We start from the raw sequence: 25,977 nt of genomic DNA, 5'->3' as shown, positions 1-25,977 counted from the left end.
ATGGGAAGTGGATGGCATGAATGGCCGCTGATGATCTTCACGGTCTTTGGGCAGTGCGTGGCGGGCGGGTTTATCGTCCTTGCGCTGGCGCTGTTAAAAGGGAACCTCAATGCTGAACAGCAGCAGCGTTTGGTGTTAAGCATGTTTGGCCTGTGGGTGTTGATGGGCATTGGGTTTATCGCCTCTACGCTGCACCTGGGCTCACCGATGCGCGCGTTCAACTCCCTGAACCGCGTAGGTGCCTCTTCGCTGAGTAACGAGATTGCCAGCGGGGCAATCTTCTTTGCCGTTGGCGGGCTGGGGTGGTTACTGGCAGCGGTGAAAAAGCTGCCGTCAGGGTTACGCGCGTTGTGGCTCATCGTCACCATGGTACTGGGCGTTGTCTTCGTCTGGATGATGGTCCGGGTGTACAACACCATCGATACCGTTCCGACCTGGTACAGCGTCTGGACGCCGATGAGCTTCTTCCTGACCATGTTTATTGGCGGGCCGCTGCTGGGTTATCTGCTGCTGCGTGTGGCTGGCATTAATGGTTGGGCGATGCGCCTGCTGCCCGCGGTCTCGCTGCTGGCGCTGGTAATCAGTACCGTTGTCGCGCTCATGCAGGGAGCGGAGCTGGCGACCATTCACAGCTCTATCCAGCAGGCTTCGGCGCTGGTGCCGGATTACGGTTCGCTGATGGCCTGGCGTGTGGTGCTGCTGACGGCGGCGCTGGTGTGCTGGATTGCCCCTCAGCTTAAAGGTTACTCGCCTGCGCTGCCGTTACTGTCCCTGGCCTTTGTGCTGGTGCTGGCAGGGGAGTTAATTGGTCGCGGCGTATTTTACGGTCTGCATATGACGGTCGGTATGGCTATCGCCAGCTAATTTTAGATTTTGTTATAAAAAGCCGGGACATAGCGCCCGGCTTTTCTTTTTTCATTCATGAAATTTTTCGACTGATGTTTCGTTGTAAAAATTCCCGGAAATAAATAAAAACAAATAGATAATTAATATCAGTAGCAGGCTTTGCATTAGCAGGATGAGTTTTTTAAATCGACAAGGCGCATAACGTGCGTGACGCCTGAATCGGTGGATTGACTTTGTTTTTGCCAGTGGCATGATGCGCACGAAATCTGAACTTCCTCACGGTTTTTAATCCATGACCACCTATACCCGCCCGGTGCTTTTGTTGCTCTGTGGCCTGCTTTTGCTGACCCTGGCGATCGCGGTGTTAAACACACTCGTCCCGCTATGGCTCGCCCATGAAAACTTACCGACCTGGCAGGTGGGTATGGTTAGCTCGTCCTTTTTTACGGGCAATCTGCTGGGCACCTTATTAACGGGCAGCCTTATTAAGCGCTTTGGTTTTAACCGCAGTTATTATCTGGCGTCGCTGATCTTTGCCGTCGGCTGCGCCGGTTTAGGCCTCATGGTCGGCTTCTGGAGCTGGATGGTCTGGCGCTTTATTGCGGGCGTCGGCTGCGCCATGATCTGGGTGGTGGTTGAAAGTGCGCTAATGTGCAGCGGAACGTCCCGTAATCGCGGGCGTCTGCTGGCGGCCTATATGATGGTTTACTACGTCGGTACCGTTCTGGGACAGCTGATGGTCAGCAAACTGCCAACCGACCTGATGAGCGTGCTGCCGTGGGTGACGGGCATGGTTCTGGCGGCGATCCTGCCGCTGCTCTTTACCCGCATTGTGAATCAAAACAGCGAGCATCAGGAAGCTACCCACGTCTGGCCGATGCTGAGACTGCGCCAGGCGCGTCTGGGGGTTAACGGCTGCATTATTTCCGGGATTGTGCTGGGCTCGCTCTATGGCCTGATGCCGCTCTATCTTAACCATCAGGGCGTCAGTGATTCCGGGATCGGTTTCTGGATGGCGGTGATGGTCAGCGCGGGGATTGTCGGGCAGTGGCCGATTGGCCGCCTGGCGGACCGCTTTGGTCGTCTGCTGGTGCTGCGCGTCCAGGTTTTCGTGGTCATCATGGGCTGTCTCGCCATGCTCAGCAACGCCGCAATGGCGCCTGCGCTGTTCATTCTGGGAGCTGCGGGCTTTACGCTCTATCCGGTCGCGATGGCCTGGGCCTGTGAGAAAGTTGAGCATCACCAGTTGGTTGCAATGAACCAGGCTTTGTTGCTGAGTTACACCATCGGCAGTTTACTGGGGCCGACTTTTACCGCTATGCTCATGCAAAATTATTCTGACAATCTGCTGTTTATTATGATCGCCAGCGTGTCGTTTATTTATCTGTTAATGCTGCTGCGCAAAGTGGGCGAACATCCAACGCCAGTGGCCCATGCATGACTTATTAAAAGCCTGTCGATGACAGGCTTTTTTGTCCCTGTCACATATAAGACTTTTACTTATTGTGAGTTTTTACTGCCTGGCGATAATTCAAATGAGTTTACCACTAAAAGGCAGCCATCATGTCTACTCGTCGTTTTTCCACTACCGCACTTGCCGTAGTGTTGGCTTTAACGTTTGCAACGGTTCCGGCCATGGCTAATCCAGGAAACGGGAATGGCGGTGGTTACGGAAACGGTGGCGGACAAGGTAATAGCGGCAATCATGGTAACGGGAACGCTGGTAACCATGGTAATAAACACAATAACGGTCAGGATAACCCTGGGAAATCGGATAAGAGCTTTAAAAACAGCAAAGATGTCGGTAATGATGTGGATGCTCGCGTGAGCTTCGATCATGCCCGCCATCTGGCACTGAATTACGGCTTAACAGGCTACGACTCTCTGCCTCCGGGAATTGCGAAAAACCTGGCGCGCGGTAAGCCACTGCCTCCGGGCATTGCGAAGAAAACCGTGCCAGCCGATATGCTGGGTCAGCTTCCTTCCTATCCGGGCTATGAATGGCGCGTGGTAGGTGACGACCTGGTCTTAATTGCGCTGAGTACGGCGATTGTGACTTCCGTTATTAATGGCGTCTTTAAATAGAATATAAAAAGGCCCGGTTTTCACCGGGCCTTTTCGTTAATACATGACCTTGTGGCCATACTGCTCAAGAATACCTTTGACGCGCTCCATCGTCTCTTTTTTCGGCGGCTTCACGCCATCGAGTTTGTACTCTTCACCCATCGCCACCCATTTATGTTTACCCAGTTCGTGATAGGGCAGGAGTTCAATTTTCTCCACGTTACCCATATCCCGGGTAAATTCACCCAGACGATGTGCAGAGTCATCATCATCTGACCAGCCCGGCACCACCACGTAGCGGATCCAGGTCTTGACGCCTTTATTGGCAATGTATTTGGCAAATTCCAGCGTACGGTGGTTTGAAACGCCAACCAGATTCTGGTGGATCTCATCGTTCATCTGCTTGAGATCGAGCATCACCAGATCGGTCACTTCAAGCAGTTCATCAATAACCGGATCGTAACGGCGCACAAAGCCGTTGGTGTCGAGGCAGGTATGAATGCCTTCTTTGTGGCAGGCGCGGAACCAGTCGCGCACAAATTCAGCCTGAAGAATGGCTTCACCGCCGGATGCCGTCACGCCACCGCCGGACGCGTTCATGAAGTGGCGATAGGTCACCACCTCTTTCATCAGATCCTCAACGGTGACTTCTTTACCGCCATGGGTGTCCCAGGTGTCACGGTTATGGCAGTACAGGCAGCGCATCAGGCAGCCCTGGAAGAAAGTGATAAAGCGGATCCCCGGGCCATCGACGGTGCCACAGGATTCAAAGGAGTGAATGCGACCAATAATTGACATTGCGGTGATATCTCCGAATTTGGCCCATCCGGGGGCCTATGTAGATGCACAGCTCAAAGGCTATGTCGAGTCTGTTTTGGCTGTTATCCATTAAGTATAGATAGCGGACAAAAGAGACTGATGAAGCGAGGGTGTTAAAAAGGCCCCACTTGCGTGGAGCCTTTATTGTACGCTTTTTAACGCGTGATTTCAGTCAATTCCACTTACATGGACTGAGTGAAAGTACGGGTAATAACGTCCTGCTGCTGTTCTTTCGTCAGGGAGTTAAAACGTACTGCGTAGCCAGATACGCGGATGGTCAGCTGAGGATATTTCTCAGGATGTTCCATCGCGTCGAGCAGCATTTCACGGTTCATCACGTTCACGTTCAGGTGCTGACCACCTTCGATGGACGCTTCGTGGTGGAAGTAACCATCCATCAGACCCGCCAGGTTAGTTTTACGCACTTCGTCGTCTTTACCCAGCGCGTTTGGCACGATAGAGAAGGTGTAAGAGATACCATCTTTCGCGTAAGCAAACGGCAGTTTAGCAACGGAGGTCAGAGAGGCAACCGCACCTTTCTGGTCACGACCGTGCATTGGGTTAGCACCTGGGCCGAATGGCGCGCCAGCACGACGACCGTCTGGGGTGTTACCGGTTTTCTTACCATACACAACGTTAGAGGTGATGGTCAGAACAGACTGAGTCGGGATAGCGTTACGATAGGTAGTGAGTTTCTGAATTTTCTTCATGAAACGTTCTACCAGGTCAACCGCCATGTCATCAACGCGAGCGTCGTTGTTACCAAACTGCGGATATTCGCCTTCGATTTCGAAGTCGATAGCCAGACCATCTTCGTCCCGAATTGGTTTAACTTTCGCATATTTGATTGCAGACAGGGAGTCAGCAGCAACGGACAGACCTGCGATACCACACGCCATGGTGCGAACGACGTCACGGTCGTGCAGCGCCATCAGAGAGGCTTCGTAGCTGTACTTGTCGTGCATGTAGTGGATAACGTTCAGCGCGGTCACGTACTGTTTAGCCAGCCAGTCCATGAAGTGGTCCATGCGCTCCATGACTTCGTCATAGTTCAGCACGTCGCCTTTGATCGGTTCAGACTTAGGACCAACCTGCATTTTCAGTTTTTCATCAACGCCGCCGTTGATTGCGTACAGCATGGTTTTCGCCAGGTTTGCACGCGCACCGAAGAACTGCATTTGCTTACCAACAACCATTGGACTTACGCAGCAAGCGATAGCGTAGTCATCGTTGTTGAAGTCAGGACGCATCAGGTCATCGTTCTCGTATTGCAGAGAAGAGGTGTCGATGGACACTTTAGCGGCGAATTTCTTGAAGTTCAGAGGCAGTTTTTCAGACCACAGAACGGTGATGTTCGGCTCCGGAGAAGGACCCATGGTGTACAGGGTGTTCAGGAAGCGGAAGCTGTTTTTGGTTACCAGAGTACGGCCGTCTACGCCCATACCGCCGATAGATTCGGTTGCCCAGATTGGGTCACCAGAGAACAGCTCATCATATTCTGGGGTACGCAGGAAGCGAACCATACGCAGTTTCATGACCAAGTGGTCAATCATTTCCTGAGCGTCTTGTTCGGTGATTTTGCCTGCTTTCAGGTCACGTTCGATGTACGCATCCAGGAAGGTGGATACGCGGCCGAAGGACATTGCTGCACCGTTCTGAGACTTAACAGCGGCCAGGTAGCCGAAGTAGGTCCACTGGATAGCTTCCTGAGCGTTGGTTGCAGGACCAGAGATATCGCAGCCGTATTTAGCCGCCATCTCTTTGATCTGACCCAGCGCACGGTGCTGTTCAGCGATCTCTTCACGCAGACGGATAGTCGCTTCCAGGTTTACGCCGTTTTCCAGGTCAGACTGGAGAGAGACGAACTGTGCGTATTTGTCTTTCATCAGGAAGTCGATACCGTACAGCGCAACGCGACGGTAGTCACCGATGATACGGCCACGGCCATAGGCATCTGGCAGACCGGTCAGAACGCCAGATTTACGGCAGTTCAGAATGTCTTTGGTGTAAACATCGAATACGCCCTGGTTATGGGTTTTACGGTATTCGGTGAAGATTTTTTTCAGCATTGGGTCCAGCTCGCGGTTATACGCTTTGCAGGAACCTTCAACCATTTTGATACCACCGAACGGGATGATTGCGCGTTTCAGTGGTGCTTCAGTTTGCAGACCAACGATTTTCTCAAGGGCTTTGTTGATGTAGCCAGCATCGTGAGAAGTGATGGTAGAAGCAACGGAGGTGTCAAAATCAACTGGCGCGTGAGTGCGGTTTTCCAGTTTAACGCCTTCCATTACGCTGTCCCACAGCTTGGTGGTTGCGTCAGTCGCACCAGCCAGGAAGGATTCGTCACCTTCATACGGGGTATAGTTTTTCTGAATGAAGTCACGGACGTTGACTTCATTCTGCCAGTCACCTTTCGTAAAACCTTCCCAGGCTGTGGCTAACTTTTCATTAAGCTCGGACATGTAACACCTACCTTCTTAAGTGGATTTTTTATTTACTGCCTGAGACAACCATTAATGATGATCGCCGCCACGCAGGTAAATGACCCAGTATGTCAACCCAACTAACAGACCCCCACCGATAATGTTCCCGATAGTGACGGGGATCAGGTTATCAGTAATGAAGTTCATAATAGTCAGGTGTGAAAAACTTTCCGGGGTTGAACCTACAGCAGTCCAGAACTCCGGGCTTGCAAAGTTGCGGATAACAATCCCCATCGGGATCATGAACATATTCGCAATACTGTGCTCAAAGCCGCTGGCAACAAACATCGCAACCGGCAGAACCATAATCATGGCTTTATCCATCAGGCTACGACCAGAGTAGCTCATCCAGACCGCCAGGCAGACCATCAGGTTTGCGAGGATGCCGAGAGCAACAGCTTCGATAAATGTATGGTGCATTTTGTGGTCGGCGGTTTGCAGGACGTTAAGCCCCCAGCCGCCGTTGGCGGTCATATACTCGCCAGAGAGCCACATCAACAGAACAAAGAGCAGACAGCCAATCAGGTTGCCAACGTAAACGTTGAGCCAGTTGCGCCCCAGTTGACCCCAGGTAATTCTTCCGCTGGCTTTTGCCACCACAATCAGCACCGTTGAGGTGAAGAGGTCGGCGCCGCAGATGACGCAGAGAATCAGGCCCAGTGAGAAGCAAATACCACCAATCAGTTTCGCTATGCCGAAAGGCATCCCGGCAGTGCCGGTGGTGGCTGTGATATAGAAGACGAAAGCGATGGAGATGAACACCCCAGCCGTAATGGCCAGAAAGAACGTCGTCATCGGATGTTTCGTGGCTTTGTAGACACCCGCTTCTTCGGCAACTTTCGCCATCGCAGCGGGGAGTAATAGATCAAAAGGGTTGTCAGCTTTCACACTAACTCTCTCTTTATTAAGTCGGCGACGAGATACTAACAAAGCATTATAGAAGAGAAATTGATATAGATCATATCTCGCCTGGCTTATAGGCCCGCAGTGTGTATGGTTTTACAGCAAAAGCGGAGTAAGTATTTGATTATCCGTATAAAAATAAATTTTAAAAGTTATGAAAAGAGTTGAATTTTTTCCTTCAACCTCCCGTGGAACAGTTAATTAAAATGGAGTATTTATTATAATTAGTAACAGTAAAGCTCAGGTAAGCGTTTTTATATTTACCCGTGGTTAACTTAATTATTACAATTAAACGTCATTGCGGAAAAATAAAAAAAAAGGGGCAATGAAATTGCCCCGTAATATAGCTCAGGCGATTGAATACGCCTACAGCCATTAATGTTATATGCGCTTATTTTGACCAGTAAGCGGCTTTTGCCTTCTGCAATTTTTCATACGCATTCAGCAGTGACTGATGCGCCGGGAAGGCTTTCAGATCGTTGTCAACCGCTTGCAGGCCGTAGAATGGTTCTTCACCGCTCAGCGCCGCGCTGGCAGCTTCAACGGCATCCGCACCGTACATACGTACAAAGGCGTTCAGATACTGCAATGGCTCGCGGTCGTCTTCCTGAGAAAGCAGGAGCAGCGTTTGCAGGCAACGGTAATAGTTAGTGCGCTCGGCGGAGAAGACGGACTGGTTAAACTCCATCGTCCACTCGGTCCAGGCCAAAGCCTGATCCAGATCGCCGCCCGCCAGCGCCAGCATCGCTTTCAGCTCGCCGATGCGCAGGGTGTACCAGCCGTTATCTTTTCCGGTCGCCAGACCCAGCAGTTCGCGCACGCGGGTGAAATCATCGTGTCCTTCTTCGTCCAGCTGGGCGATCAGGTTCAGATAATCTTCTTTATCCCACTCGCTGCCTGGCAGGGCCAGCAGGGTTTCACGCAGATGCGCGCCCATGCTGTTGTTCGCCAGCCACAGATCTTCTGCCGGATAAATGTCCGACATACCTGGCACAATAATACGGCACGCGTAAACGCCGAGGTGTTCATAGTCGGCAATGTAAACTTCCTGATCTTCCGCGTTGAAGATCGCCATCAGGGTGGCGAATTCTTCTTCCGTCGTACCGGCAAAGCTCCAGTCCACGAACGGATAGTCCGCGTCCTGTTTGAACATATCCCAGGAGATCAAACCGCTGGAGTCGATGAAGTGTGTTTCGAGGTTGGTGTGCTCGGCGACTTCTTCGTCATCAAAGGTTGGCGGAGTAAAGACATCGAGATCTTTCAGGCTACGACCTTGCAGCAGTTCGGTTACGGTACGCTCCAGCGCCACGCCGAAGTCCGGGTGCGCGCCGAAGGAGGCGAAGCAGGTGCCATTTGCCGGGTTGAACAGTACCACGCAGATAACCGGATATTTGCCGCCCAGAGAGCCGTCATAAGCAAAGATTGGGAAACCTTCTGCTTCCAGTTTGGCGATGGATTCCACCACGCCCGGGTAGCGCGCCAGCACGTCAGCCGGGATCTCCGGCAGGCTGATGGATTCAGCAATAATGCGGTTTTTGATATGACGCTCGAAAACTTCAGACAATCCCTGCACGCGCGCTTCGTTGCGGGTATTACCGGCAGACATGCCGTTAGACACATACAGGTTGCCGACGATGTTCATCGGGATATAAACGGTCTGCTCGTCAGACTGACGGGTGAACGGCAGGGCGCAGATCCCACGATCCTCATTGCCGGATTGCAGGTCGATCAACATGCTGCCGGTCAGTTCGTTTTCCGGATCGTAGAACGCGCGCAGGCGGGCATCGAGAATGCCTTCCGGCAGTTCATCGTTTTCGGTCAGCGGGAACCATTTTTCGTTCGGATAGTGAACGAACGGACCGTTGGCAATAGTTTCGCCCAGCCAGAAGTCGGCGAAGAAGTAGTTGGTGGACAGACGCTCAAAATACTCACCCAGCGCAGAGGCCAGTGCCGCTTTTTTGGTCGCGCCTTTACCGTTGGTAAAGCACAGCGCACAGTCTTTGTCGCGAATATGCACGGACCAGACGTGAGGCACCGGATTCAGCCAGGAGGCTTCTTCGATATTAAAGCCCAGGTCGGTCAGTTTCTGCTGGAAGCGAGCGATGGAATCTTCCAGAGCGGCGTCTTTGCCGGGGATAAACGTTTGAGTCATGGCGTTCACTTTTATCGTACGTAAAGCGCGCAATGATACGGGTTTTGCGTGACGGGTGCTATCTCCGGCGAAAATAAATGGCTGGACTATGCTTATAAGCAGTAACCTACTGTTAAGGCATAAAAAAATGAAAGCTTTCGATCTCCAGCGGATGGCGTTTGATAAAGTCCCTCCTGAGTTTTTAGGCGAAGTAGCGCTGCGCAGCCTGTACACCTTTGTACTCGTTTTCCTGTTTCTGAAAATCACCGGACGTCGCGGCGTGCGGCAGATGTCGCTGTTTGAAGTGCTGATCATCCTGACGCTGGGGTCGGCGGCAGGGGACGTTGCCTTTTATGACGATGTGCCGATGGTGCCGGTCTTTATCGTCTTCGTGACGCTTGCACTGCTGTACCGGCTGGTCATGTGGCTGATGTCGAAAAGTGAGAAACTGGAAGATCTGCTCGAAGGGAAGCCGGTGGTGATTGTCGAAGATGGTCAACTGGCCTGGGAGAATGTGCAAAGCGCCAATATGACGGAGTTTGAGTTCTTTATGGAACTCCGTTTGAGCAGCGTTGAGCAACTGGGGCAGGTGCGTCTGGCGATTATGGAAACGAATGGTCAAATCAGCGTCTATTACTATTCCGACGATGAGGTGAAGCCCGGCCTGTGCATCCTGCCGGATATGCTCATCGAGCGATACAAAACTGTACCTGAAGCGGGCGAGTACGCCTGCATAAAATGTAGTCATGTCGTGGTTATGCAGGCGGGCGATCATCAATTATGCCCCCGCTGTACGAATCCAGAATGGACGAAGGTTAGCCGGGCTAAACGTAACACCTGACAGCGATTTTGTCGGTTTTGTGACAACGGTACGGCAGATTGTATTGTGTGACGAGGGGCACATTTCTTCGGCCATCAGTTTTAGACATTGCGGCGCGTGTCACTGAATGATAAAACCGATATCCACAGTTATAACTTATGGCTTTTAGCGTGGTGAGGGGAAATGGCTCAAGTCTTTAATTTCAGTTCAGGTCCGGCAATGTTACCGGCAGACGTGCTCAAACAGGCTCAACAGGAGCTGTGTGACTGGAACGGTCTGGGTACGTCGGTGATGGAAGTCAGCCACCGGGGTAAAGCGTTTATTCAGGTGGCGGAAGAAGCAGAAAAGGATTTTCGCGATCTGCTGAACATTCCCTCGAACTACAAAGTATTGTTCTGTCATGGCGGTGGACGCGGCCAGTTTGCGGGTATCCCGCTCAATCTACTGGGCGACAAAACCACCGCTGATTACGTTGATGCCGGCTACTGGGCGGCCAGTGCGGTAAAAGAAGCGCACAAATATTGCACGCCGAATGTCATCGATGCCAAAGTGACCGTTGACGGTCTGCGCGCCGTGAAGCCGATGAGTGAGTGGCAGCTTTCTGACAACGCCGCGTATCTTCACTACTGCCCGAACGAAACCATCGACGGTATTGCCATTCACGAAGAGCCAGACTTTGGCGAAAATGTCATTGTGACGGCGGATCTCTCTTCAACCATTCTGTCCACCCCGCTGGATGTCAGCCGCTACGGCGTCATCTACGCGGGTGCCCAGAAAAACATCGGTCCTGCGGGTCTGACTATCGTTATTGTGCGTGAAGACCTGCTGGGGAAAGCCCATAAGTCTTGCCCGTCAATTCTGGATTACACCGTCCTGAACGACAACGATTCCATGTTCAACACCCCACCAACGTTTGCCTGGTATCTCTCCGGCCTGGTCTTCAAATGGCTGAAGCAAAAAGGCGGTGTGGCGCAGATGGATAAGATCAATCAGCAAAAGGCTGAACTGCTGTACGGCGTGATCGACAAGAGCGATTTCTACCGTAACGATGTCGCCAAAACTAACCGTTCGCGCATGAACGTGCCGTTCCAGCTGGCGGACAGCAACCTGGATAATGTGTTCCTGGAAGAGTCCTTCGCGGCGGGTCTGCATGCGCTGAAAGGCCACCGTGTGGTAGGCGGAATGCGCGCCTCTATCTATAACGCCATGCCGCTGGAGGGCGTTAAAGCCCTGACTGATTTCATGATCGACTTCGAACGTCGTCACGGTTAATTGGCTGTTTTTCACCCCCGCAGCGTTCCTGCGGGGTTTTTATTATGTTGAGTTGAGAGTTGAGTTTCATGGAATCCCTGACGTTACAACCTATCGCGCGGGTAGATGGCACCATTAATCTGCCTGGTTCAAAAAGTGTCTCGAACCGCGCTCTGCTGCTGGCAGCTCTGGCAAACGGCACCACCGTCCTCACTAATCTGCTGGACAGCGATGACGTGCGCCATATGCTCAATGCACTGAAAGCGTTGGGCGTTCAGTACGCGCTGTCTGACGATCGTACCCGTTGTGAAGTCACCGGTAACGGCGGCGCGTTACATTCTGCTGAAGCGCTGAAGCTTTTCCTGGGTAACGCCGGTACCGCGATGCGTCCTCTGGCCGCTGCGCTGTGTCTGGGGAGTAACGATATTGTGCTGACCGGTGAGCCGCGAATGAAAGAGCGTCCGATCGGCCATCTGGTGGATGCCCTGCGTCAGGGCGGCGCGCAGATTGATTATCTTGAGCAGGAAAATTACCCGCCCCTGCGTCTGCGCGGGGGATTCACTGGCGGCAATGTTGAGGTTGACGGTAGCGTTTCCAGCCAGTTCCTGACCGCGCTGCTGATGACCGCACCGCTGGCACCACAGGACACCGTCATCAGCATTAAAGGCGACCTGGTTTCTAAGCCGTACATTGATATCACCCTGCACCTGATGAACACCTTTGGTGTTGAGGTGGAAAACCAGTCTTATCAGCGTTTCGTGGTTCGCGGTGGGCAGCAGTACCAGTCGCCGGGCCACTACCTGGTTGAAGGCGATGCTTCATCCGCCTCCTATTTCCTTGCCGCAGGCGCGATTAAAGGCGGTACGGTTAAAGTGACGGGCATTGGCCGCAACAGCGTGCAGGGCGATATCCGTTTTGCTGACGTGCTGGAAAAAATGGGCGCGGTGGTGACCTGGGGCGATGACTTCATCTCCTGCACCCACGGTGAGCTGAACGCCATCGATATGGATATGAACCATATTCCGGATGCGGCGATGACCATTGCCACCGCTGCGCTGTTTGCGAAAGGCACCACCACGCTGCGAAACATTTACAACTGGCGTGTGAAAGAGACGGACCGCCTGTTCGCGATGGCAACCGAGCTGCGTAAAGTGGGGGCCGAGGTAGAAGAGGGCGAAGACTACATTCGCGTCACGCCGCCGGCAAAACTGCAATTTGCAGAAATTGGTACCTACAACGATCACCGCATGGCGATGTGTTTCTCGCTGGTGGCGTTGTCAGATACGCCAGTCACTATCCTTGATCCGAAGTGTACGGCAAAAACGTTCCCGGACTACTTCGAACAGCTGGCGCGCATTAGCACCCTGGCCTGATGATCGTATGCCGCATCACCTGATGCGGCATTTCCTTACGCTTTCTGACACTCATCCTCTTTCATTTCTTCTACACTCTGCTTCAATCATTCCGTAATTTGCACGCAAAGGTAACAGTTGCGCACGTTGGCGCGTATAATGCGCGGCGTTCATGTAAACGGTATGCCTTAATTAAGGAGAAAAAGATGACGGCAATTGCCCCGGTAATCACCATTGATGGGCCAAGTGGCGCAGGGAAAGGTACTCTGTGCAAAGCGATGGCGGAAGCATTGCAATGGCATCTTTTAGATTCGGGAGCAATCTATCGCGTGCTGGCGCTGGCTGCGCTGCATCATCATGTGGATGTTGCGTCTGAAGAAGCGCTGGTACCGCTGGCTGCGCATCTGGATGTGCGCTTTGTCTCGACCGATGGCAACCTTGAAGTGATCCTGGAAGGGGAAGATGTCAGCGGTGAAATCCGTACGCAAGAAGTGGCCAATGCGGCCTCTCAGGTGGCGGCTTTCCCACGCGTTCGTGAAGCGCTGTTACGTCGCCAGCGCGGTTTCCGTGAAGCGCCGGGGCTGATCGCCGACGGCCGCGACATGGGAACCGTGGTATTCCCCGATGCGCCAGTGAAAATTTTCCTTGACGCCTCTTCAGAAGAACGTGCTCAACGCCGCATGCTTCAGTTGCAGGAAAAGGGGTTTAGTGTTAACTTTGATCGCCTTTTATCCGAGATAAAAGAGCGCGATGACCGCGATCGTAACCGCGCCGTCGCACCACTTGTTCCCGCGCAAGACGCATTAGTGCTGGATTCAACCAGTTTAACTATTGAGCAAGTGATTGAAAAAGCGCTACAATATGCGCGCCAAAAACTGGCACTCGCGTAATCGCGACCGATTTAGCAGTACCCCCGCTGCAATGGATTGACGGCGGGTATGTGAAACAACCCCATCCGGCACGGAGCCAGGTGGACGTTAATATTAACCTGAAGATTAAACATGACTGAATCTTTTGCTCAACTGTTTGAAGAATCCTTAAAAGAAATCGAAACCCGTCCGGGTTCCATCGTTCGTGGCGTTGTTGTTGCTATCGACAAAGACGTTGTACTGGTTGACGCCGGTCTGAAATCTGAGTCTGCCATCCCGGCTGAGCAGTTCAAAAACGCCCAGGGCGAGCTGGAAATCCAGGTTGGTGACGAAGTTGACGTTGCTCTGGACGCAGTAGAAGACGGCTTCGGCGAAACCCTGCTGTCTCGTGAGAAAGCTAAACGTCACGAAGCATGGATCACGCTGGAAAAAGCTTACGAAGAAGCTGAAACTGTGGTCGGTGTTATCAACGGCAAAGTTAAAGGTGGCTTCACTGTTGAGCTGAATGGTATTCGTGCGTTCCTGCCAGGTTCTCTGGTAGACGTTCGTCCAGTCCGTGACACCCTGCACCTCGAAGGCAAAGAGCTTGAGTTCAAAGTAATCAAGCTGGACCAGAAGCGTAACAACGTTGTTGTTTCCCGTCGTGCCGTTATCGAATCCGAAAACAGCGCAGAACGCGATCAGCTGCTGGAAAACCTGCAGGAAGGCATGGAAGTCAAAGGTATCGTTAAGAACCTCACTGACTACGGCGCATTCGTTGACCTGGGCGGCGTTGATGGCCTGCTGCACATCACCGACATGGCGTGGAAACGCGTTAAGCACCCAAGCGAAATCGTGAACGTGGGCGACGAAATCACTGTTAAAGTGCTGAAGTTCGACCGCGAGCGTACTCGTGTATCCCTCGGCCTGAAACAGCTGGGCGAAGATCCATGGGTAGCTATCGCTAAGCGTTACCCAGAAGGTACTAAACTGACTGGTCGCGTTACCAACCTGACTGACTACGGCTGCTTCGTTGAAATCGAAGAAGGCGTTGAAGGTCTGGTGCACGTTTCCGAAATGGACTGGACCAACAAAAACATCCACCCATCCAAAGTTGTTAACGTTGGTGATGTAGTGGAAGTGATGGTTCTGGATATCGACGAAGAACGTCGTCGTATCTCCCTGGGCCTGAAGCAGTGCAAAAACAACCCATGGCAGCAGTTCGCGGAAACCCACAACAAGGGCGACCGTGTTGAAGGTAAAATCAAGTCTATCACTGACTTCGGTATCTTCATCGGCCTGGACGGCGGCATCGATGGCCTGGTTCACCTGTCTGACATCTCCTGGAACGTTGCAGGCGAAGAAGCAGTTCGTGAATACAAAAAAGGCGACGAAATCGCAGCAGTTGTTCTGCAAGTTGACGCAGAGCGTGAGCGTATCTCCCTGGGCGTTAAACAGCTCGCAGAAGATCCGTTCAACAACTGGGTTGCACTGAACAAGAAAGGCGCAATCGTAAACGGTAAAGTGACTGCTGTTGACGCTAAAGGCGCAACCGTAGAACTGGCTGACGGCGTTGAAGGTTACCTGCGCGCTTCCGAAGCTTCACGTGACCGCGTTGAAGATGCAACTCTGGTTCTGAGCGTTGGTGACGACGTTGAAGCTAAGTTCACCGGTGTTGACCGTAAGAACCGTGCAATCAGCCTGTCTGTTCGTGCTAAAGACGAAGCTGATGAGAAAGATGCAATCGCAACTGTGAACAAACAGGAAGATGCAAACTTCTCTAACAACGCAATGGCTGAAGCTTTCAAAGCAGCTAAAGGCGAGTAAGTTCAGGTTCGCACCATCATTTGAGCTGTAACGCATTTACAGCGCGAAGGATGGAGAGCAGACTTGACAGATTGCAGGATTCGTCCTGTAATCAATAACAAAGGGCGGCTACGGCCGCCCTTGTTTAATAAGCTGTTCAGCTAATGGGTTTGAAAGGAACCGGAGGAATCATGACCAAGTCAGAATTGATTGAAAGACTTGCCAGTCAGCAACCGCATATCCCTGCCAAGGCTGTGGAAGATGCCGTTAAAGAGATGCTGGAGCATATGGCTACCACTCTTGCCCAGGGCGAGCGCATTGAAATCCGCGGTTTCGGTAGTTTTTCTCTGCACTATCGTGCACCACGTACCGGGCGTAACCCGAAGACTGGCGATAAAGTGGAGCTGGAAGGAAAGTATGTTCCGCACTTTAAGCCGGGTAAAGAACTGCGCGATCGCGCCAATATTTACGGTAACTGAGTTTAATCATCAGGGTTAAACTGAGTTTAAAGAAAGCACCTTAGGGTGCTTTTTTTGTATCCCGCCCCTGCATTTCTGAATACGCGCCGCATTTTAATTTTCTCTTTGCTGTAAGCGCTTAAAAACGTTGCAGCGCCTGCTGTAAATCACGTCTTTCCTGTCTGACGACGCATCAGTCCCGCCGCATAATCGCCTGAAACATGGAGGTGAAGATGGGGATCCACGTTATCAGTATGTGCGCCATTCTGGCCATAATCCCGCTCTATTGGTTACCCGTTTTGCCAGATTTGCATCTTGTCTGGTTGCTGATTGCCGCAGGAATTGCGTTATCCGTACAGCAGAGAAAATGGCTCAGGTTTTCAGGACTCGCATTGCTTTTTATGTGCTGGGGGATCCTGGCCGCTCAGGAAAGCGTGTGGCCGATGAACTATTTAACGCAAGCACCGCAGCAGGCCGAGGTGGTCATTACCGCAACGGACGGCGCAACGATGCATCAGGGAAGGATTGTCAGCCTCAATGGAGAACGCGTGTGGGCTGCCATGGGCGTGGCGCTGTATGGCAACTATCTGCCGCAAAACGTCTGCGTGGGTCAACGCTGGGCAATGACCCTGCGGTTCAGGGCGGTACACGGAGAACTCAACGATGGCGGCTATGATTCACAGAAAAATGCCTTTGCCCGACACCAGACGCTGAGTGGACGGTTTACCCATGCGGCGCTCGTTGACGAAGGCTGTAGTCTGCGTGCGCAATACCTGACATCACTACAGAATACTCTTTCAGCATATCAGTGGGGATCCGTGATCCTGGGGCTGGGGATGGGAGAGCGGCTGTCGGTCTCGCGGGAGATAAAAATCCTGATGCGTGATACCGGAACGATGCATCTGATGGCAATCTCGGGATTACATATTGCGCTGGCCGCTTCTGTCATCTGGTTTCTGGCGCGGGGCATTCAGTTCTTCCTGCCGGGCCGCTGGATTATCTGGCAAATCCCCTTGCTGGCAGGGCTGATTTTTGCCGCGTTTTACGCATGGCTAACGGGCTTGCAGCCGCCCGCGCTGCGCACGGTTATCGCGCTTGTGGTACTGGCTGCATTAAAAATGAGTGGTCGCCAGTGGTCGCCCTGGCAGGTATGGCTTACCTGCGTGGCGGCGATCCTGATTTTCGACCCACTGGCGGTACTGTCACAAAGCCTGGCGTTGTCAGCGTTTGCGGTCGCCGCGCTTATTTTTTGGTATCAGTGGTTGCCTCTCCCGCACTGGCAACGTGGCCGGTGCCTGCGGCCGCTGGCGACGCTAGTGTATTTGCAGGTTGGAATGCTGCTGCTTCTGTTGCCGCTTCAGGTCCTGATTTTCCATGGTTTCAGCCTCTCCTCGCTGGTGGCGAACCTGTTTGCCGTTCCTCTGGTCACGTTTATCTCAGTTCCGCTGATCCTGCTCGGCATGTTTCTGCATCTGTTTCCGGTCGCTGCGCTGGAAAGTATTGTCTGGCTGGCTACTGATAAATCTCTGGCAGGGCTTTTCTGGCTATTGATGCGTTTACCGAATGGCTGGCAGGACGTTGATGAACGCTGGCAATACCTGACGTTACTGCCGTGGCTGCTGGTCATTGGCTGGCGATTCAGGGCCTTCAGCGCAGCACCCGCAGTCTGTCTGGCAGGCAGCGTGGTGCTGGCCTTTCCCCTCTGGCACAGGGTTAAAACAGACAGCTGGTCCCTGCATATGCTGGATGTAGGGCAGGGGATGGCGATGGTCATTGAGCGTCACGGGAAGGCCATTCTGTATGACACCGGGCTGGCATGGCCCGGTGGGGACAGTGCGCAGCAGCTGATTATCCCCTGGCTACGCTGGCATCATCTGAAACCGGAAGGGGCGATCCTGAGCCATGAACATCTCGACCACGCGGGGGGACTGGCATCGCTAAAAGCTGCCTGGCCCGCAATGTGGATCAGGAGCCCCTTATCCTGGTCCGGACATCTTCCGTGCTTTCGAGGACAGCGATGGCAGTGGCAGGGTTTAACGTTCTCCGTGCACTGGCCACCCGAAAACACCTCGGCGAAAGGTAACAACCGCTCCTGTGTGGTAAAAATCGATGACGGCGAACAGAGCGTGTTACTGACCGGAGACATTGAAGCGCAGGCAGAACTGGCAATGCTAAGCCATCGCTGGCGTCAGCTTGCGTCTACACTGATCCAGGTGCCGCATCATGGAAGTAACACGTCATCTTCAACACCGTTGCTACAGCGCGTAGAGGGGCAGGTTTCGTTGGCCTCGATGGCTCGCTATAACGCGTGGCGTTTCCCTTCTATTAAAGTGGTCCGGCGCTATCGAACGGAGGGATATCTCTGGCTTGATACCCCGCATTCCGGGCAGATATCTGTGACCTTTTCGCACCATAGTCGGCAAATTCGTCGCTTACGCGAACACTATTTACCGCGTTGGTATCATCAGTGGTTTGGCGCGCCCGTAGATAACGGGTAGAATATGCGGCTATTTCAACAAATGCTGGTTTTTTGAATGCATAACGACAAAGATCTCTCCACGTGGCAAACGTTCCGCCGGCTCTGGCCGATGATTGCTCCTTTCAAAACAGGCTTGATCGTGGCGGGCGTAGCGTTAATCCTCAACGCAGCCAGCGATACGTTTATGTTATCGCTTCTCAAACCGTTACTGGATGACGGTTTCGGTAAAACGGATCGTTCAGTGCTGCTATGGATGCCGCTGGTGGTTATTGGGCTGATGATCTTACGCGGAATCTCCAGCTATGTATCCAGCTACTGCATCTCCTGGGTATCCGGTAAAGTGGTGATGACCATGCGCCGTCGATTATTCAGTCATATGATGGGGATGCCGGTCTCATTCTTTGACAAACAGTCAACCGGCACCCTGCTGTCGCGTATTACCTACGATTCAGAGCAGGTGGCGTCGTCCTCTTCCAGCGCACTGATTACCGTTGTGCGTGAAGGCGCATCCATCATCGGCCTGTTCGCGATGATGTTCTATTACAGCTGGCAACTGTCGCTGATCCTTATTGTGCTGGCGCCGATTGTCTCCATCGCGATCCGCGTGGTATCAAAGCGTTTTCGCAACATCAGTAAAAATATGCAGAATACGATGGGGCAGGTGACTACCAGCGCCGAGCAGATGCTGAAAGGCCATAAGGAAGTGTTGATTTTCGGCGGTCAGGAAGTCGAAACCAAACGCTTTGACAAGGTCAGCAACAGAATGCGCCTGCAAGGAATGAAAATGGTATCGGCCTCGTCGATTTCCGATCCGATCATTCAGCTGATTGCCTCTCTGGCCCTGGCCTTCGTCCTGTATGCCGCCAGTTTCCCGAGCGTCATGGAAACCCTGACTGCGGGTACCATTACGGTGGTGTTCTCATCCATGATTGCGCTGATGCGTCCGCTGAAATCGCTGACTAACGTCAACGCCCAGTTCCAGCGCGGGATGGCAGCCTGTCAGACGCTGTTCAGCATCCTCGATTCCGAACAGGAAAAAGATGAAGGTACACGCGTGATCGAGCGCGCTAAAGGCGACCTGGAATTCCGTAACGTCACCTTTACCTATCCAGGCCGCGAAGTGCCGGCGCTGCGTGATATCAGCCTGTCCATCCCGGCGGGTAAAACCGTTGCGCTGGTCGGTCGTTCCGGTTCGGGCAAGTCGACCATTGCCAGCCTGATTACCCGTTTCTACGATATCGACCAGGGCGAGATCCTGCTTGATGGTCACGACCTGCGGGAATATACCCTCCAGTCGCTGCGTAACCAGGTCGCGCTGGTCTCGCAGAACGTGCATCTGTTCAACGATACAGTGGCGAACAACATTGCGTATGCCCGTACCGAAGAGTACAGCCGTGAAGAGATTGAGAATGCGGCGCGTATGGCCTATGCGATGGACTTCATTAACAAAATGGATAACGGTCTGGATACGATCATTGGCGAAAACGGGGTGCTGCTCTCAGGTGGTCAGCGTCAGCGTATCGCGATTGCCCGTGCGCTGCTGCGCAACAGCCCGATTCTGATCCTCGATGAAGCAACGTCCGCACTGGATACGGAATCTGAACGAGCTATCCAGTCGGCTCTGGATGAATTACAGAAAAACCGTACCTCGCTGGTTATTGCGCACCGTCTGTCGACCATCGAACAGGCTGACGAAATCGTGGTGGTGGAAGATGGCGTGATCGTTGAACGCGGCAGCCATGCGGACCTGCTGGAACAGCGTGGTGTTTACGCGCAGCTTCATAAAATGCAGTTCGGTCAATGATTGCACGCATCTGGTCGGGGGAATCCCCTCTGTGGGTGCTGCTTCTCCCGCTCTCCTGGCTGTATGGCCTGGTGAGCGGTGCTATTCGTCTGCTTTATCGCCTCGGGATCAAGCGCGCCTGGCGCGCACCGGTACCGGTGGTGGTGGTCGGCAACCTGACGGCGGGTGGAAACGGCAAAACCCCGGTGGTGATCTGGCTGGTAGAACAGCTCCAGAGGCGCGGTATCCGCCCGGGAGTTGTCTCACGCGGTTACGGTGGTAAAGCGGCGCAGTATCCACTGGTGCTGAGCCCAGCTACGACAACCGCTGAAGCCGGCGATGAGCCGGTACTGATTTACCAGCGTACAGGCGCGCCGGTTGCGGTATCGCCGGTGCGCAGTGATGCCGTAAAGGCACTGCTTGCGGAGCATGACGTACAAATCGTTATTACCGATGATGGTTTGCAGCATTACGCGCTGGCGCGTGACAAAGAGATCGTGGTCATTGACGGCGTGCGGCGTTTTGGCAACGGCTGGTGGCTGCCAGCCGGTCCAATGCGTGAGCGTGCGTCGCGCCTGAAGAGCGTCGATGCTGTGATTGTAAACGGTGGTGAAGCCAGAGCGGGCGAAATCCCGATGCATCTTCGTCCCGGACAGGCCGTGAATATGTTGACCGGCGTGCGTAAAGACGTCGCGCAACTGGAACATCTGGTTGCGATGGCCGGTATAGGTCATCCGCCGCGTTTCTTCGCAACGCTGGAGCAGTGCGGCGCAAAGCTTGATAAACGGGTGCCGCTCGCCGATCACCAGGCGTTAGTTGCCGAAGAGGTTGAAAGGCTGGCAACGCCGGGACAGACGCTGATCATGACGGAAAAAGACGCGGTAAAATGCCGGGCCTTTGCGAAAGAAAACTGGTGGTATCTGCCGGTTGACGCTGAACTCAGCGGCGAACAGCCGGAACATTTGCTCAAGGAACTGCTCGCGTTAGTGCAGTAACTTCTACGCGGTTCCGGTGGCGCTTTGACTGACAGGAAAACGCATGTCTCTACCGCAACTCTCACTTGCAGCCGCACGAAACTTGCATCTTGCCGCCCAGGGGCTTCTGAAAAAGCCCCGTCGCCGCGCGCAGCCAGCGGATATCCTCTCTACCGTGCAACGCATGTCGTTGCTGCAAATCGACACCATTAACATCGTGGCGCGTAGCCCGTATCTGGTCCTGTTTAGCCGCCTGGGAAACTATCCTCCGCAGTGGCTGGATAATGCGCTAAGTCAGGGCGAACTGATGGAATACTGGGCGCACGAAGCCTGTTTTCTCCCGCGCAGCGATTTTGCACTGGTGCGTCACCGCATGCTCGCCCCGGACAAAATGGGCTGGAAATACCGTCAGGAGTGGATGGTGGAACACGCGGATGAAATAGAGCAACTGATTGCCCATATTCAGGAAAACGGGCCGGTACGCTCCGCGGATTTTGAACACCCGCGAAAAGGCGCAAGCGGATGGTGGGAGTGGAAACCGCACAAACGCCATCTTGAAGGGCTGTTTACGTCGGGCAAAGTGATGGTGGTCGAGCGTCGCAACTTTCAGCGCGTCTATGACCTCACACACCGCGTTATGCCTCACTGGGACGATACGCGTGACCTGCTGTCTCAGGACGCTGCCGAAGCCATCATGCTCGGGAATAGCGCCCGCAGCCTTGGCATCTTCCGTCCACAGTGGCTGGCGGATTATTATCGTCTGCGTCAGCCGCAGCTAAAACCACTGCTGGAATCGTGGCAGCGCGAACAGCGCGTCATGCCGGTCTCGGTAGAGTCGTTAGGTGAAATGTGGTTGCATGCGGATTTGTTCCCTCTGCTGGCGCAGGCGCAGGAGGGCAAACTCCAGGCGACCCACAGTGCCGTGCTGTCGCCGTTCGACCCCGTTGTCTGGGACAGAAAGCGGGCCGGGCAGTTGTTTAATTTCAGCTACCGTCTGGAATGCTACACTCCGGCGCCCAGGCGGCAGTATGGTTATTTTGTTTTGCCGCTGCTGCACAAAGGCCAGCTAGTCGGGCGCATGGACGCTAAAATGCACCGTAAAACCGGCATGCTTGAAATTATCGCGCTCTGGCTTGAAGAGGGCATAAAGGTGACGGCTGGCCTGGAAAAAGGGTTAACGACTGCGCTCAGTGAATTTGCCCGCTGGCAGGGGGCGCATGAAATTGTACTCGGTCGCGTGCCTGCGGGGCTGTTTACGACCTGTCGAGGTGGCTGGGAAACAGGCACTCCCTGAAAAGGGAATGTGATAAGCTTTAGCGATTACCCATACGGAGGAACTATGGATCACCGTTTACTTGAAATTATTGCCTGCCCGGTGTGCAACGGCAAACTGTATTACAGCCAGGATAAACAAGAGCTGATTTGCAAACTGGACAGCCTGGCGTTCCCGCTGCGTGACGGTATTCCGGTCCTGCTGGAAAATGAAGCCCGTTCCCTGGTGGCAGAAGAGATCAAACCATGAGTTTTGTTGTCATTATCCCTGCGCGTTATGCTTCAACGCGCCTGCCAGGTAAACCGCTGGTGGATATCAATGGCAAACCGATGATTGTGCATGTCCTTGAACGGGCACGCGAATCGGGCGCCGGACGCGTCATCGTCGCCACCGATCACCCGGATGTTGCGCGCGCGGTTGAGGCCGCGGGTGGGGAAGTGTGCATGACCCGTGCCGATCATCAGTCAGGCACCGAGCGCCTGGCGGAAGTCGTCGAAAAATGCGGTTTCAGCGACGAGACGGTGATTGTGAACGTGCAGGGCGATGAGCCGATGATCCCGGCGGCGATTATCCGTCAGGTGGCCGACAACCTGGCTCAGCGTCAGGTCGGGATGGCGACCCTCGCGGTGCCGATTCACCACGCTGAAGAGGCGTTCAATCCGAATGCGGTGAAAGTGGTCATGGACGCAGAGGGCTACGCGCTCTATTTCTCCCGCGCCACCATTCCGTGGGATCGCGATCGTTTCGCGCAATCGAAAGAGACAATCGGCGAAACCTTCCTGCGCCACATCGGTATTTACGGCTACCGCGCCGGCTTTATTCGTCGCTACGTCGTCTGGGCACCAAGCCCGCTGGAGCATATTGAAATGCTCGAACAGCTTCGCGTGCTGTGGTACGGCGAGAAAATTCACGTTGCGGTTGCCCAGGAAATCCCAGGCACCGGCGTGGATACCCCTGAAGATCTCGAGCGCGTACGCGTCGAAATGCGTTAATTCGCTGGCATCCCCTCGTCTGGGGGGATGCTCTCCCGCCTGGCTATTTTCCTTTTCTTTTTCATTATTGATCTCTACCGGGTGACATCCGGGTTTCGCGCGCTCATTATAAAAGCAGTAGTCTTAATGGGGGTAATCTCATATGGAACAGCTGCGTGCTGAACTCAGCCATCTCCTTGGCGAAAAGCTAAGCCGGGTGGAATGCGTGAATGAAAAGGCCGACACCGCACTCTGGTCGTTGTACGACAGTCAGGGAAACCCCATGCCGCTGATGGCCAGAAGTTTTACCTCGCCGGGCGTCGCCAGACAGCTGGCCTGGAAAATGTCGATGCTGGCGCGGGAAGGGACTGTCCGCATGCCGACGGTCTACGGCGTGATGACCCATGAGGAGCATCCCGGCCCGGATGTTCTGCTTATCGAGCGTTTACGCGGGGTTTCTGTTGAAGCCCCGACGCGTACACCGGAGCGCTGGGAACAGCTGAAAGATCAGATTGTCGAGGCTCTGCTTGCCTGGCATCGGCAGGACAGCCGGGGTCTTGTTGGCGCGGTGGACAGCACGCAGGAAAACCTGTGGCCGCTGTGGTATCGCCAGCGTGTTGAAGTGCTGTGGGGCACGCTGAACCAGTTCAACAACACCGGTTTAACGATGCAGGACAAACGTATTTTATTCCGCACCCGGGAGTGTCTGCCGACGCTGTTTGAGGGCTTTAACGACAACTGCGTGCTGGTTCACGGCAATTTCACGCTGCGCAGTATGCTTAAAGACTCGCGCAGCGACCAGCTGCTGGCGATGGTCGGGCCGGGGATCATGCTCTGGGCGCCGCGCGAGTACGAACTGTTCAGGCTGAGCGAGGGCGGGGCGGCGGAAGATTTGCTCTGGCACTATCTTCAGCGCGCCCCCGTTGCGGAGGCCTTTCTCTGGCGACGCTGGCTCTATCTTCTCTGGGATGAGGTGGCGCAGCTGGTCAACACCGGGCGCTTTAATCGCGCCAGTTTCGATCTGGCCGCAAAATCACTCCTGCCCTGGCTTGCCTGACGAACCTTTGAGCCACTGCCAGAGGCGGCCAAGCGTCTCGTAGCCGACGCGATCGCTGTGCATCAGCCATACCGGGGACGGGATTATCCGTTCCCACGGATTGAGCGGGGCGTCAATAGCCATCTGGTTTGCCGGAGCAGGAAGCGGATGCAGGCCCTGCTTCTCAAAGAAAATCATTGCGCGCGGCAGGTGTGAAGCAGAGGTCACCAGCAGGAACGGTACATCACCGATGGCCTGTTTCACCGCCGCCGCCTCTTCTTCGGTATCTTTTGGGCTATCCAGCGTGATGATGGCGGAACGCGGTACGCCAAGCGATTCAGCCACTCTTGCTCCTGCTTCAGCGGTACTGACCGGGTTGGTTTTTGCCGCAGCGCCCGTGAAGATCATCTTCGATCCAGGATTGGCCAGCCACAGGCGGATCCCCTCGTTCAGGCGCGGCAGGCTGTTGTTGATCAGGTTCGAGCTGGGCGCCCAGTTCGGATCCCAGGTATACCCGCCGCCCAGCACGACGATATAGCCCACCTTCTGATTTCCCTGCCATGTCGGGTAGGTGTTTTCAATCGGACGTAATAAACCGTCAGCGACCGGTTGCAGGCTGAGTAACAGCAGCGCCAGCCAGCCCACGGTAACGAGGGATTTACCGCTTTTCTGAAAGCGGCTAAACCATATCAATGCCAGCCCCAGCGCGATGAGAAGCAACAGCAGGGGAAGGGGAAGCATCATGCCTCCGATATATTTTTTTAGGGTAAAAAGCATCCTTTTTGGTTCCTTTTTTAACCATACAGCAGGCGATTGTCGGTGATATTACACCAGAGTGGTTCATTCTCCGCGCGGGTGTGACAAAATAGCGGTTTTGCAGTGAGTGGAACCCTCCCAATGCGGGATCGCAATTTTGATGACATCGCGGAAAAGTTTTCGCGCAACATTTATGGCACCACCAAAGGTCAGCTTCGTCAGACGATCCTCTGGCAGGATCTGGACAAGCTGCTGGCTGAATTCGGTGACCGACCGTTGCGCGTGCTGGATGCCGGCGGTGGGGAAGGTCAGACTGCAATTCTGATGGCGCAGCGGGGACATCACGTCACGCTTTGCGATCTTTCTGCCGAGATGGTTGCGCGTGCAGGGCGAGCGGCAGAAGAGAAAGGTGTGAGCGACAACATGCATTTTATACATTGCGCCGCTCAGGACATTCCGCAGCATTTGGAAACGCAGATTGATCTGATATTGTTTCATGCTGTGCTCGAATGGATCGCCGAACCACAAGCGATGTTAAAAACGCTGTGGTCGATGTTGCGCCCGGGCGGTGCGTTATCGCTGATGTTTTACAATGCCAACGGCCTGCTAATGCGAAACGTGCTGGTCGGCAATTTTGGCTATGTACAGCAGGGCATGTATAAAAAGAAACGACGCACGCTTTCACCGGATTTCCCCCGTGAACCGCAGCAGGTCTATGGCTGGCTGGAGGAGATCGGTTGGGAAATTACCGGCAAAACCGGCGTGAGGGTGTTTCATGATTATCTGCGTGATAAACAAAAACAGGATGACTGTTTAGACGCCTTAACAGAAATAGAGACGCGGTACTGCCGCCAGGAGCCTTATCTGAGCCTTGGCCGCTATATACACGTCACCGCGCGCAAGCCGCAGATGCAAGGATAA

22 protein-coding genes are annotated in these 25,977 nt (G+C 53.9%); 17 read left to right on the top strand and 5 right to left on the bottom strand.

Translation table 11 applies throughout. The annotated features are described in order from the left end of the window. The 3 genes from SK58_RS16160 to SK58_RS16150 all read left to right on the top strand — a co-directional run bounded on the left by SK58_RS16160 (window position 1) and on the right by SK58_RS16150 (window position 2,931). Window positions 1–864, top strand: coding sequence for a dimethyl sulfoxide reductase anchor subunit family protein (locus tag SK58_RS16160; RefSeq protein WP_017693703.1), 864 nt, complete (start codon window positions 1–3; stop codon window positions 862–864). Window positions 865–1,138: 274 nt separating this feature from the next. Beyond that, entirely contained in the window at window positions 1,139–2,287 is a 1,149-nt protein-coding gene (locus tag SK58_RS16155) for an MFS transporter (protein WP_003858254.1), read from the top strand. 122 nt (window positions 2,288–2,409) lie between these two features. Then, a complete protein-coding gene (locus SK58_RS16150) occupies window positions 2,410–2,931 on the top strand; it encodes an anti-virulence regulator CigR family protein (RefSeq protein ID WP_017693702.1) in 522 nt (173 codons plus the stop codon). Window positions 2,932–2,967: 36 nt separating this feature from the next. On the opposite strand, the gene pflA is transcribed toward SK58_RS16150, so the two are convergent. The 4 genes from pflA to ycaO form a co-directional block, all read right to left on the bottom strand. Further along, complete coding sequence (gene pflA / locus SK58_RS16145; protein WP_003858250.1) at window positions 2,968–3,708, bottom strand: pyruvate formate lyase 1-activating protein; 741 nt, start codon at window positions 3,706–3,708, stop codon at window positions 2,968–2,970. A gap of 203 nt (window positions 3,709–3,911) precedes the next feature. After that, on the bottom strand, window positions 3,912–6,194 hold the full coding sequence (pflB, locus tag SK58_RS16140; RefSeq protein WP_015570975.1) for a formate C-acetyltransferase: 2,283 nt from the start codon (window positions 6,192–6,194) through the stop codon (window positions 3,912–3,914). A gap of 51 nt (window positions 6,195–6,245) precedes the next feature. Next, entirely contained in the window at window positions 6,246–7,103 is an 858-nt protein-coding gene (gene focA, locus SK58_RS16135; protein WP_017384832.1) for a formate transporter FocA, read from the bottom strand. Window positions 7,104–7,509: 406 nt separating this feature from the next. Further along, complete coding sequence (gene ycaO, locus SK58_RS16130) at window positions 7,510–9,270, bottom strand: 30S ribosomal protein S12 methylthiotransferase accessory factor YcaO (RefSeq protein WP_015570974.1); 1,761 nt, start codon at window positions 9,268–9,270, stop codon at window positions 7,510–7,512. 127 nt (window positions 9,271–9,397) lie between these two features. Here ycaO and SK58_RS16125 point away from each other — a divergent pair, with 127 nt between their 5' ends. From SK58_RS16125 to SK58_RS16065, 13 genes are all read left to right on the top strand, one after another. After that, complete coding sequence (locus tag SK58_RS16125; protein WP_017693700.1) at window positions 9,398–10,090, top strand: DUF421 domain-containing protein; 693 nt, start codon at window positions 9,398–9,400, stop codon at window positions 10,088–10,090. A 162-nt stretch (window positions 10,091–10,252) separates the two neighbouring features. Further along, window positions 10,253–11,341 (top strand): 3-phosphoserine/phosphohydroxythreonine transaminase, encoded by a 1,089-nt coding sequence (gene serC / locus SK58_RS16120; RefSeq protein WP_017384829.1) that lies wholly within the window; start codon window positions 10,253–10,255, stop codon window positions 11,339–11,341. A gap of 68 nt (window positions 11,342–11,409) precedes the next feature. Then, window positions 11,410–12,693 (top strand): 3-phosphoshikimate 1-carboxyvinyltransferase, encoded by a 1,284-nt coding sequence (gene aroA / locus SK58_RS16115; protein ID WP_017693699.1) that lies wholly within the window; start codon window positions 11,410–11,412, stop codon window positions 12,691–12,693. Between the two features lie 185 nt (window positions 12,694–12,878). Then, complete coding sequence (gene cmk, locus SK58_RS16110; protein WP_015570968.1) at window positions 12,879–13,562, top strand: (d)CMP kinase; 684 nt, start codon at window positions 12,879–12,881, stop codon at window positions 13,560–13,562. Between the two features lie 111 nt (window positions 13,563–13,673). Then, window positions 13,674–15,347, top strand: coding sequence for a 30S ribosomal protein S1 (gene rpsA, locus SK58_RS16105; protein ID WP_003858235.1), 1,674 nt, complete (start codon window positions 13,674–13,676; stop codon window positions 15,345–15,347). A gap of 170 nt (window positions 15,348–15,517) precedes the next feature. Further along, on the top strand, window positions 15,518–15,805 hold the full coding sequence (gene ihfB / locus SK58_RS16100; RefSeq protein ID WP_003858233.1) for an integration host factor subunit beta: 288 nt from the start codon (window positions 15,518–15,520) through the stop codon (window positions 15,803–15,805). A gap of 212 nt (window positions 15,806–16,017) precedes the next feature. Further along, on the top strand, window positions 16,018–18,282 hold the full coding sequence (locus SK58_RS16095; RefSeq protein ID WP_045338015.1) for a ComEC family protein: 2,265 nt from the start codon (window positions 16,018–16,020) through the stop codon (window positions 18,280–18,282). Between the two features lie 36 nt (window positions 18,283–18,318). Beyond that, on the top strand, window positions 18,319–20,067 hold the full coding sequence (msbA, locus tag SK58_RS16090; RefSeq protein WP_017693697.1) for a lipid A ABC transporter ATP-binding protein/permease MsbA: 1,749 nt from the start codon (window positions 18,319–18,321) through the stop codon (window positions 20,065–20,067). Continuing rightward, complete coding sequence (gene lpxK / locus SK58_RS16085; RefSeq protein ID WP_017693696.1) at window positions 20,064–21,041, top strand: tetraacyldisaccharide 4'-kinase; 978 nt, start codon at window positions 20,064–20,066, stop codon at window positions 21,039–21,041. Before msbA ends, lpxK begins: the two co-directional genes overlap by 4 nt. A 43-nt stretch (window positions 21,042–21,084) precedes the next feature. After that, window positions 21,085–22,314, top strand: a complete 1,230-nt coding sequence (locus tag SK58_RS16080) for a winged helix-turn-helix domain-containing protein (protein ID WP_032671220.1) — start codon at window positions 21,085–21,087, stop codon at window positions 22,312–22,314. A 45-nt stretch (window positions 22,315–22,359) separates the two neighbouring features. After that, on the top strand, window positions 22,360–22,542 hold the full coding sequence (gene ycaR, locus SK58_RS16075; protein ID WP_003858220.1) for a protein YcaR: 183 nt from the start codon (window positions 22,360–22,362) through the stop codon (window positions 22,540–22,542). Next, the gene (gene kdsB, locus SK58_RS16070) at window positions 22,539–23,285 is read left to right on the top strand and encodes a 3-deoxy-manno-octulosonate cytidylyltransferase (RefSeq protein ID WP_017693695.1); all 747 of its coding nucleotides are present in this window, start codon (window positions 22,539–22,541) and stop codon (window positions 23,283–23,285) included. Before ycaR ends, kdsB begins: the two co-directional genes overlap by 4 nt. 142 nt (window positions 23,286–23,427) lie before the next feature. After that, complete coding sequence (locus tag SK58_RS16065; RefSeq protein WP_003858216.1) at window positions 23,428–24,321, top strand: YcbJ family phosphotransferase; 894 nt, start codon at window positions 23,428–23,430, stop codon at window positions 24,319–24,321. On the opposite strand, the gene elyC is transcribed toward SK58_RS16065, so the two are convergent. Beyond that, a complete protein-coding gene (gene elyC / locus SK58_RS16060; protein WP_015570963.1) occupies window positions 24,298–25,077 on the bottom strand; it encodes an envelope biogenesis factor ElyC in 780 nt (259 codons plus the stop codon). The genes SK58_RS16065 and elyC overlap by 24 nt on opposite strands. A 120-nt stretch (window positions 25,078–25,197) precedes the next feature. Here elyC and cmoM point away from each other — a divergent pair, with 120 nt between their 5' ends. After that, window positions 25,198–25,977 carry a tRNA uridine 5-oxyacetic acid(34) methyltransferase CmoM gene (gene cmoM / locus SK58_RS16055; protein ID WP_048220196.1) on the top strand — a complete coding sequence of 260 codons (780 nt, stop codon included), beginning with the start codon at window positions 25,198–25,200 and terminating at the stop codon, window positions 25,975–25,977.

It is taken from the genome of Enterobacter sp. BIDMC93, assembly GCF_001037805.1.
Taxonomy (GTDB): Bacteria; Pseudomonadota; Gammaproteobacteria; order Enterobacterales; family Enterobacteriaceae; genus Enterobacter; species Enterobacter hormaechei_C.
The sequence above is the reverse complement of the archived record's forward strand: the minus strand, read 5'-3'. Positions and strand labels throughout refer to the sequence as shown.

Excerpts from the sequence above, each read along its gene's own strand:
- ihfB (WP_003858233.1), top strand. The coding sequence starts at position 15,518 with ATGACCAAGTCAGAATTGATTGAAAGACTTGCCAGTCAGCAACCGCAT.
- serC (WP_017384829.1), top strand. The coding sequence starts at position 10,253 with ATGGCTCAAGTCTTTAATTTCAGTTCAGGTCCGGCAATGTTACCGGCA.
- SK58_RS16065 (WP_003858216.1), top strand. The coding sequence starts at position 23,428 with ATGGAACAGCTGCGTGCTGAACTCAGCCATCTCCTTGGCGAAAAGCTA.
- kdsB (WP_017693695.1), top strand. The coding sequence starts at position 22,539 with ATGAGTTTTGTTGTCATTATCCCTGCGCGTTATGCTTCAACGCGCCTG.
- rpsA (WP_003858235.1), top strand. The coding sequence starts at position 13,674 with ATGACTGAATCTTTTGCTCAACTGTTTGAAGAATCCTTAAAAGAAATC.
- cmoM (WP_048220196.1), top strand. The coding sequence starts at position 25,198 with ATGCGGGATCGCAATTTTGATGACATCGCGGAAAAGTTTTCGCGCAAC.
- SK58_RS16080 (WP_032671220.1), top strand. The coding sequence starts at position 21,085 with ATGTCTCTACCGCAACTCTCACTTGCAGCCGCACGAAACTTGCATCTT.
- SK58_RS16095 (WP_045338015.1), top strand. The coding sequence starts at position 16,018 with ATGGGGATCCACGTTATCAGTATGTGCGCCATTCTGGCCATAATCCCG.
- SK58_RS16155 (WP_003858254.1), top strand. The coding sequence starts at position 1,139 with ATGACCACCTATACCCGCCCGGTGCTTTTGTTGCTCTGTGGCCTGCTT.
- lpxK (WP_017693696.1), top strand. The coding sequence starts at position 20,064 with ATGATTGCACGCATCTGGTCGGGGGAATCCCCTCTGTGGGTGCTGCTT.
- msbA (WP_017693697.1), top strand. The coding sequence starts at position 18,319 with ATGCATAACGACAAAGATCTCTCCACGTGGCAAACGTTCCGCCGGCTC.
- SK58_RS16150 (WP_017693702.1), top strand. The coding sequence starts at position 2,410 with ATGTCTACTCGTCGTTTTTCCACTACCGCACTTGCCGTAGTGTTGGCT.
- cmk (WP_015570968.1), top strand. The coding sequence starts at position 12,879 with ATGACGGCAATTGCCCCGGTAATCACCATTGATGGGCCAAGTGGCGCA.
- pflA (WP_003858250.1), bottom strand. The coding sequence starts at position 3,708 with ATGTCAATTATTGGTCGCATTCACTCCTTTGAATCCTGTGGCACCGTC.
- SK58_RS16160 (WP_017693703.1), top strand. The coding sequence starts at position 1 with ATGGGAAGTGGATGGCATGAATGGCCGCTGATGATCTTCACGGTCTTT.
- aroA (WP_017693699.1), top strand. The coding sequence starts at position 11,410 with ATGGAATCCCTGACGTTACAACCTATCGCGCGGGTAGATGGCACCATT.
- SK58_RS16125 (WP_017693700.1), top strand. The coding sequence starts at position 9,398 with ATGAAAGCTTTCGATCTCCAGCGGATGGCGTTTGATAAAGTCCCTCCT.
- ycaO (WP_015570974.1), bottom strand. The coding sequence starts at position 9,270 with ATGACTCAAACGTTTATCCCCGGCAAAGACGCCGCTCTGGAAGATTCC.
- ycaR (WP_003858220.1), top strand. The coding sequence starts at position 22,360 with ATGGATCACCGTTTACTTGAAATTATTGCCTGCCCGGTGTGCAACGGC.
- elyC (WP_015570963.1), bottom strand. The coding sequence starts at position 25,077 with ATGCTTTTTACCCTAAAAAAATATATCGGAGGCATGATGCTTCCCCTT.
- pflB (WP_015570975.1), bottom strand. The coding sequence starts at position 6,194 with ATGTCCGAGCTTAATGAAAAGTTAGCCACAGCCTGGGAAGGTTTTACG.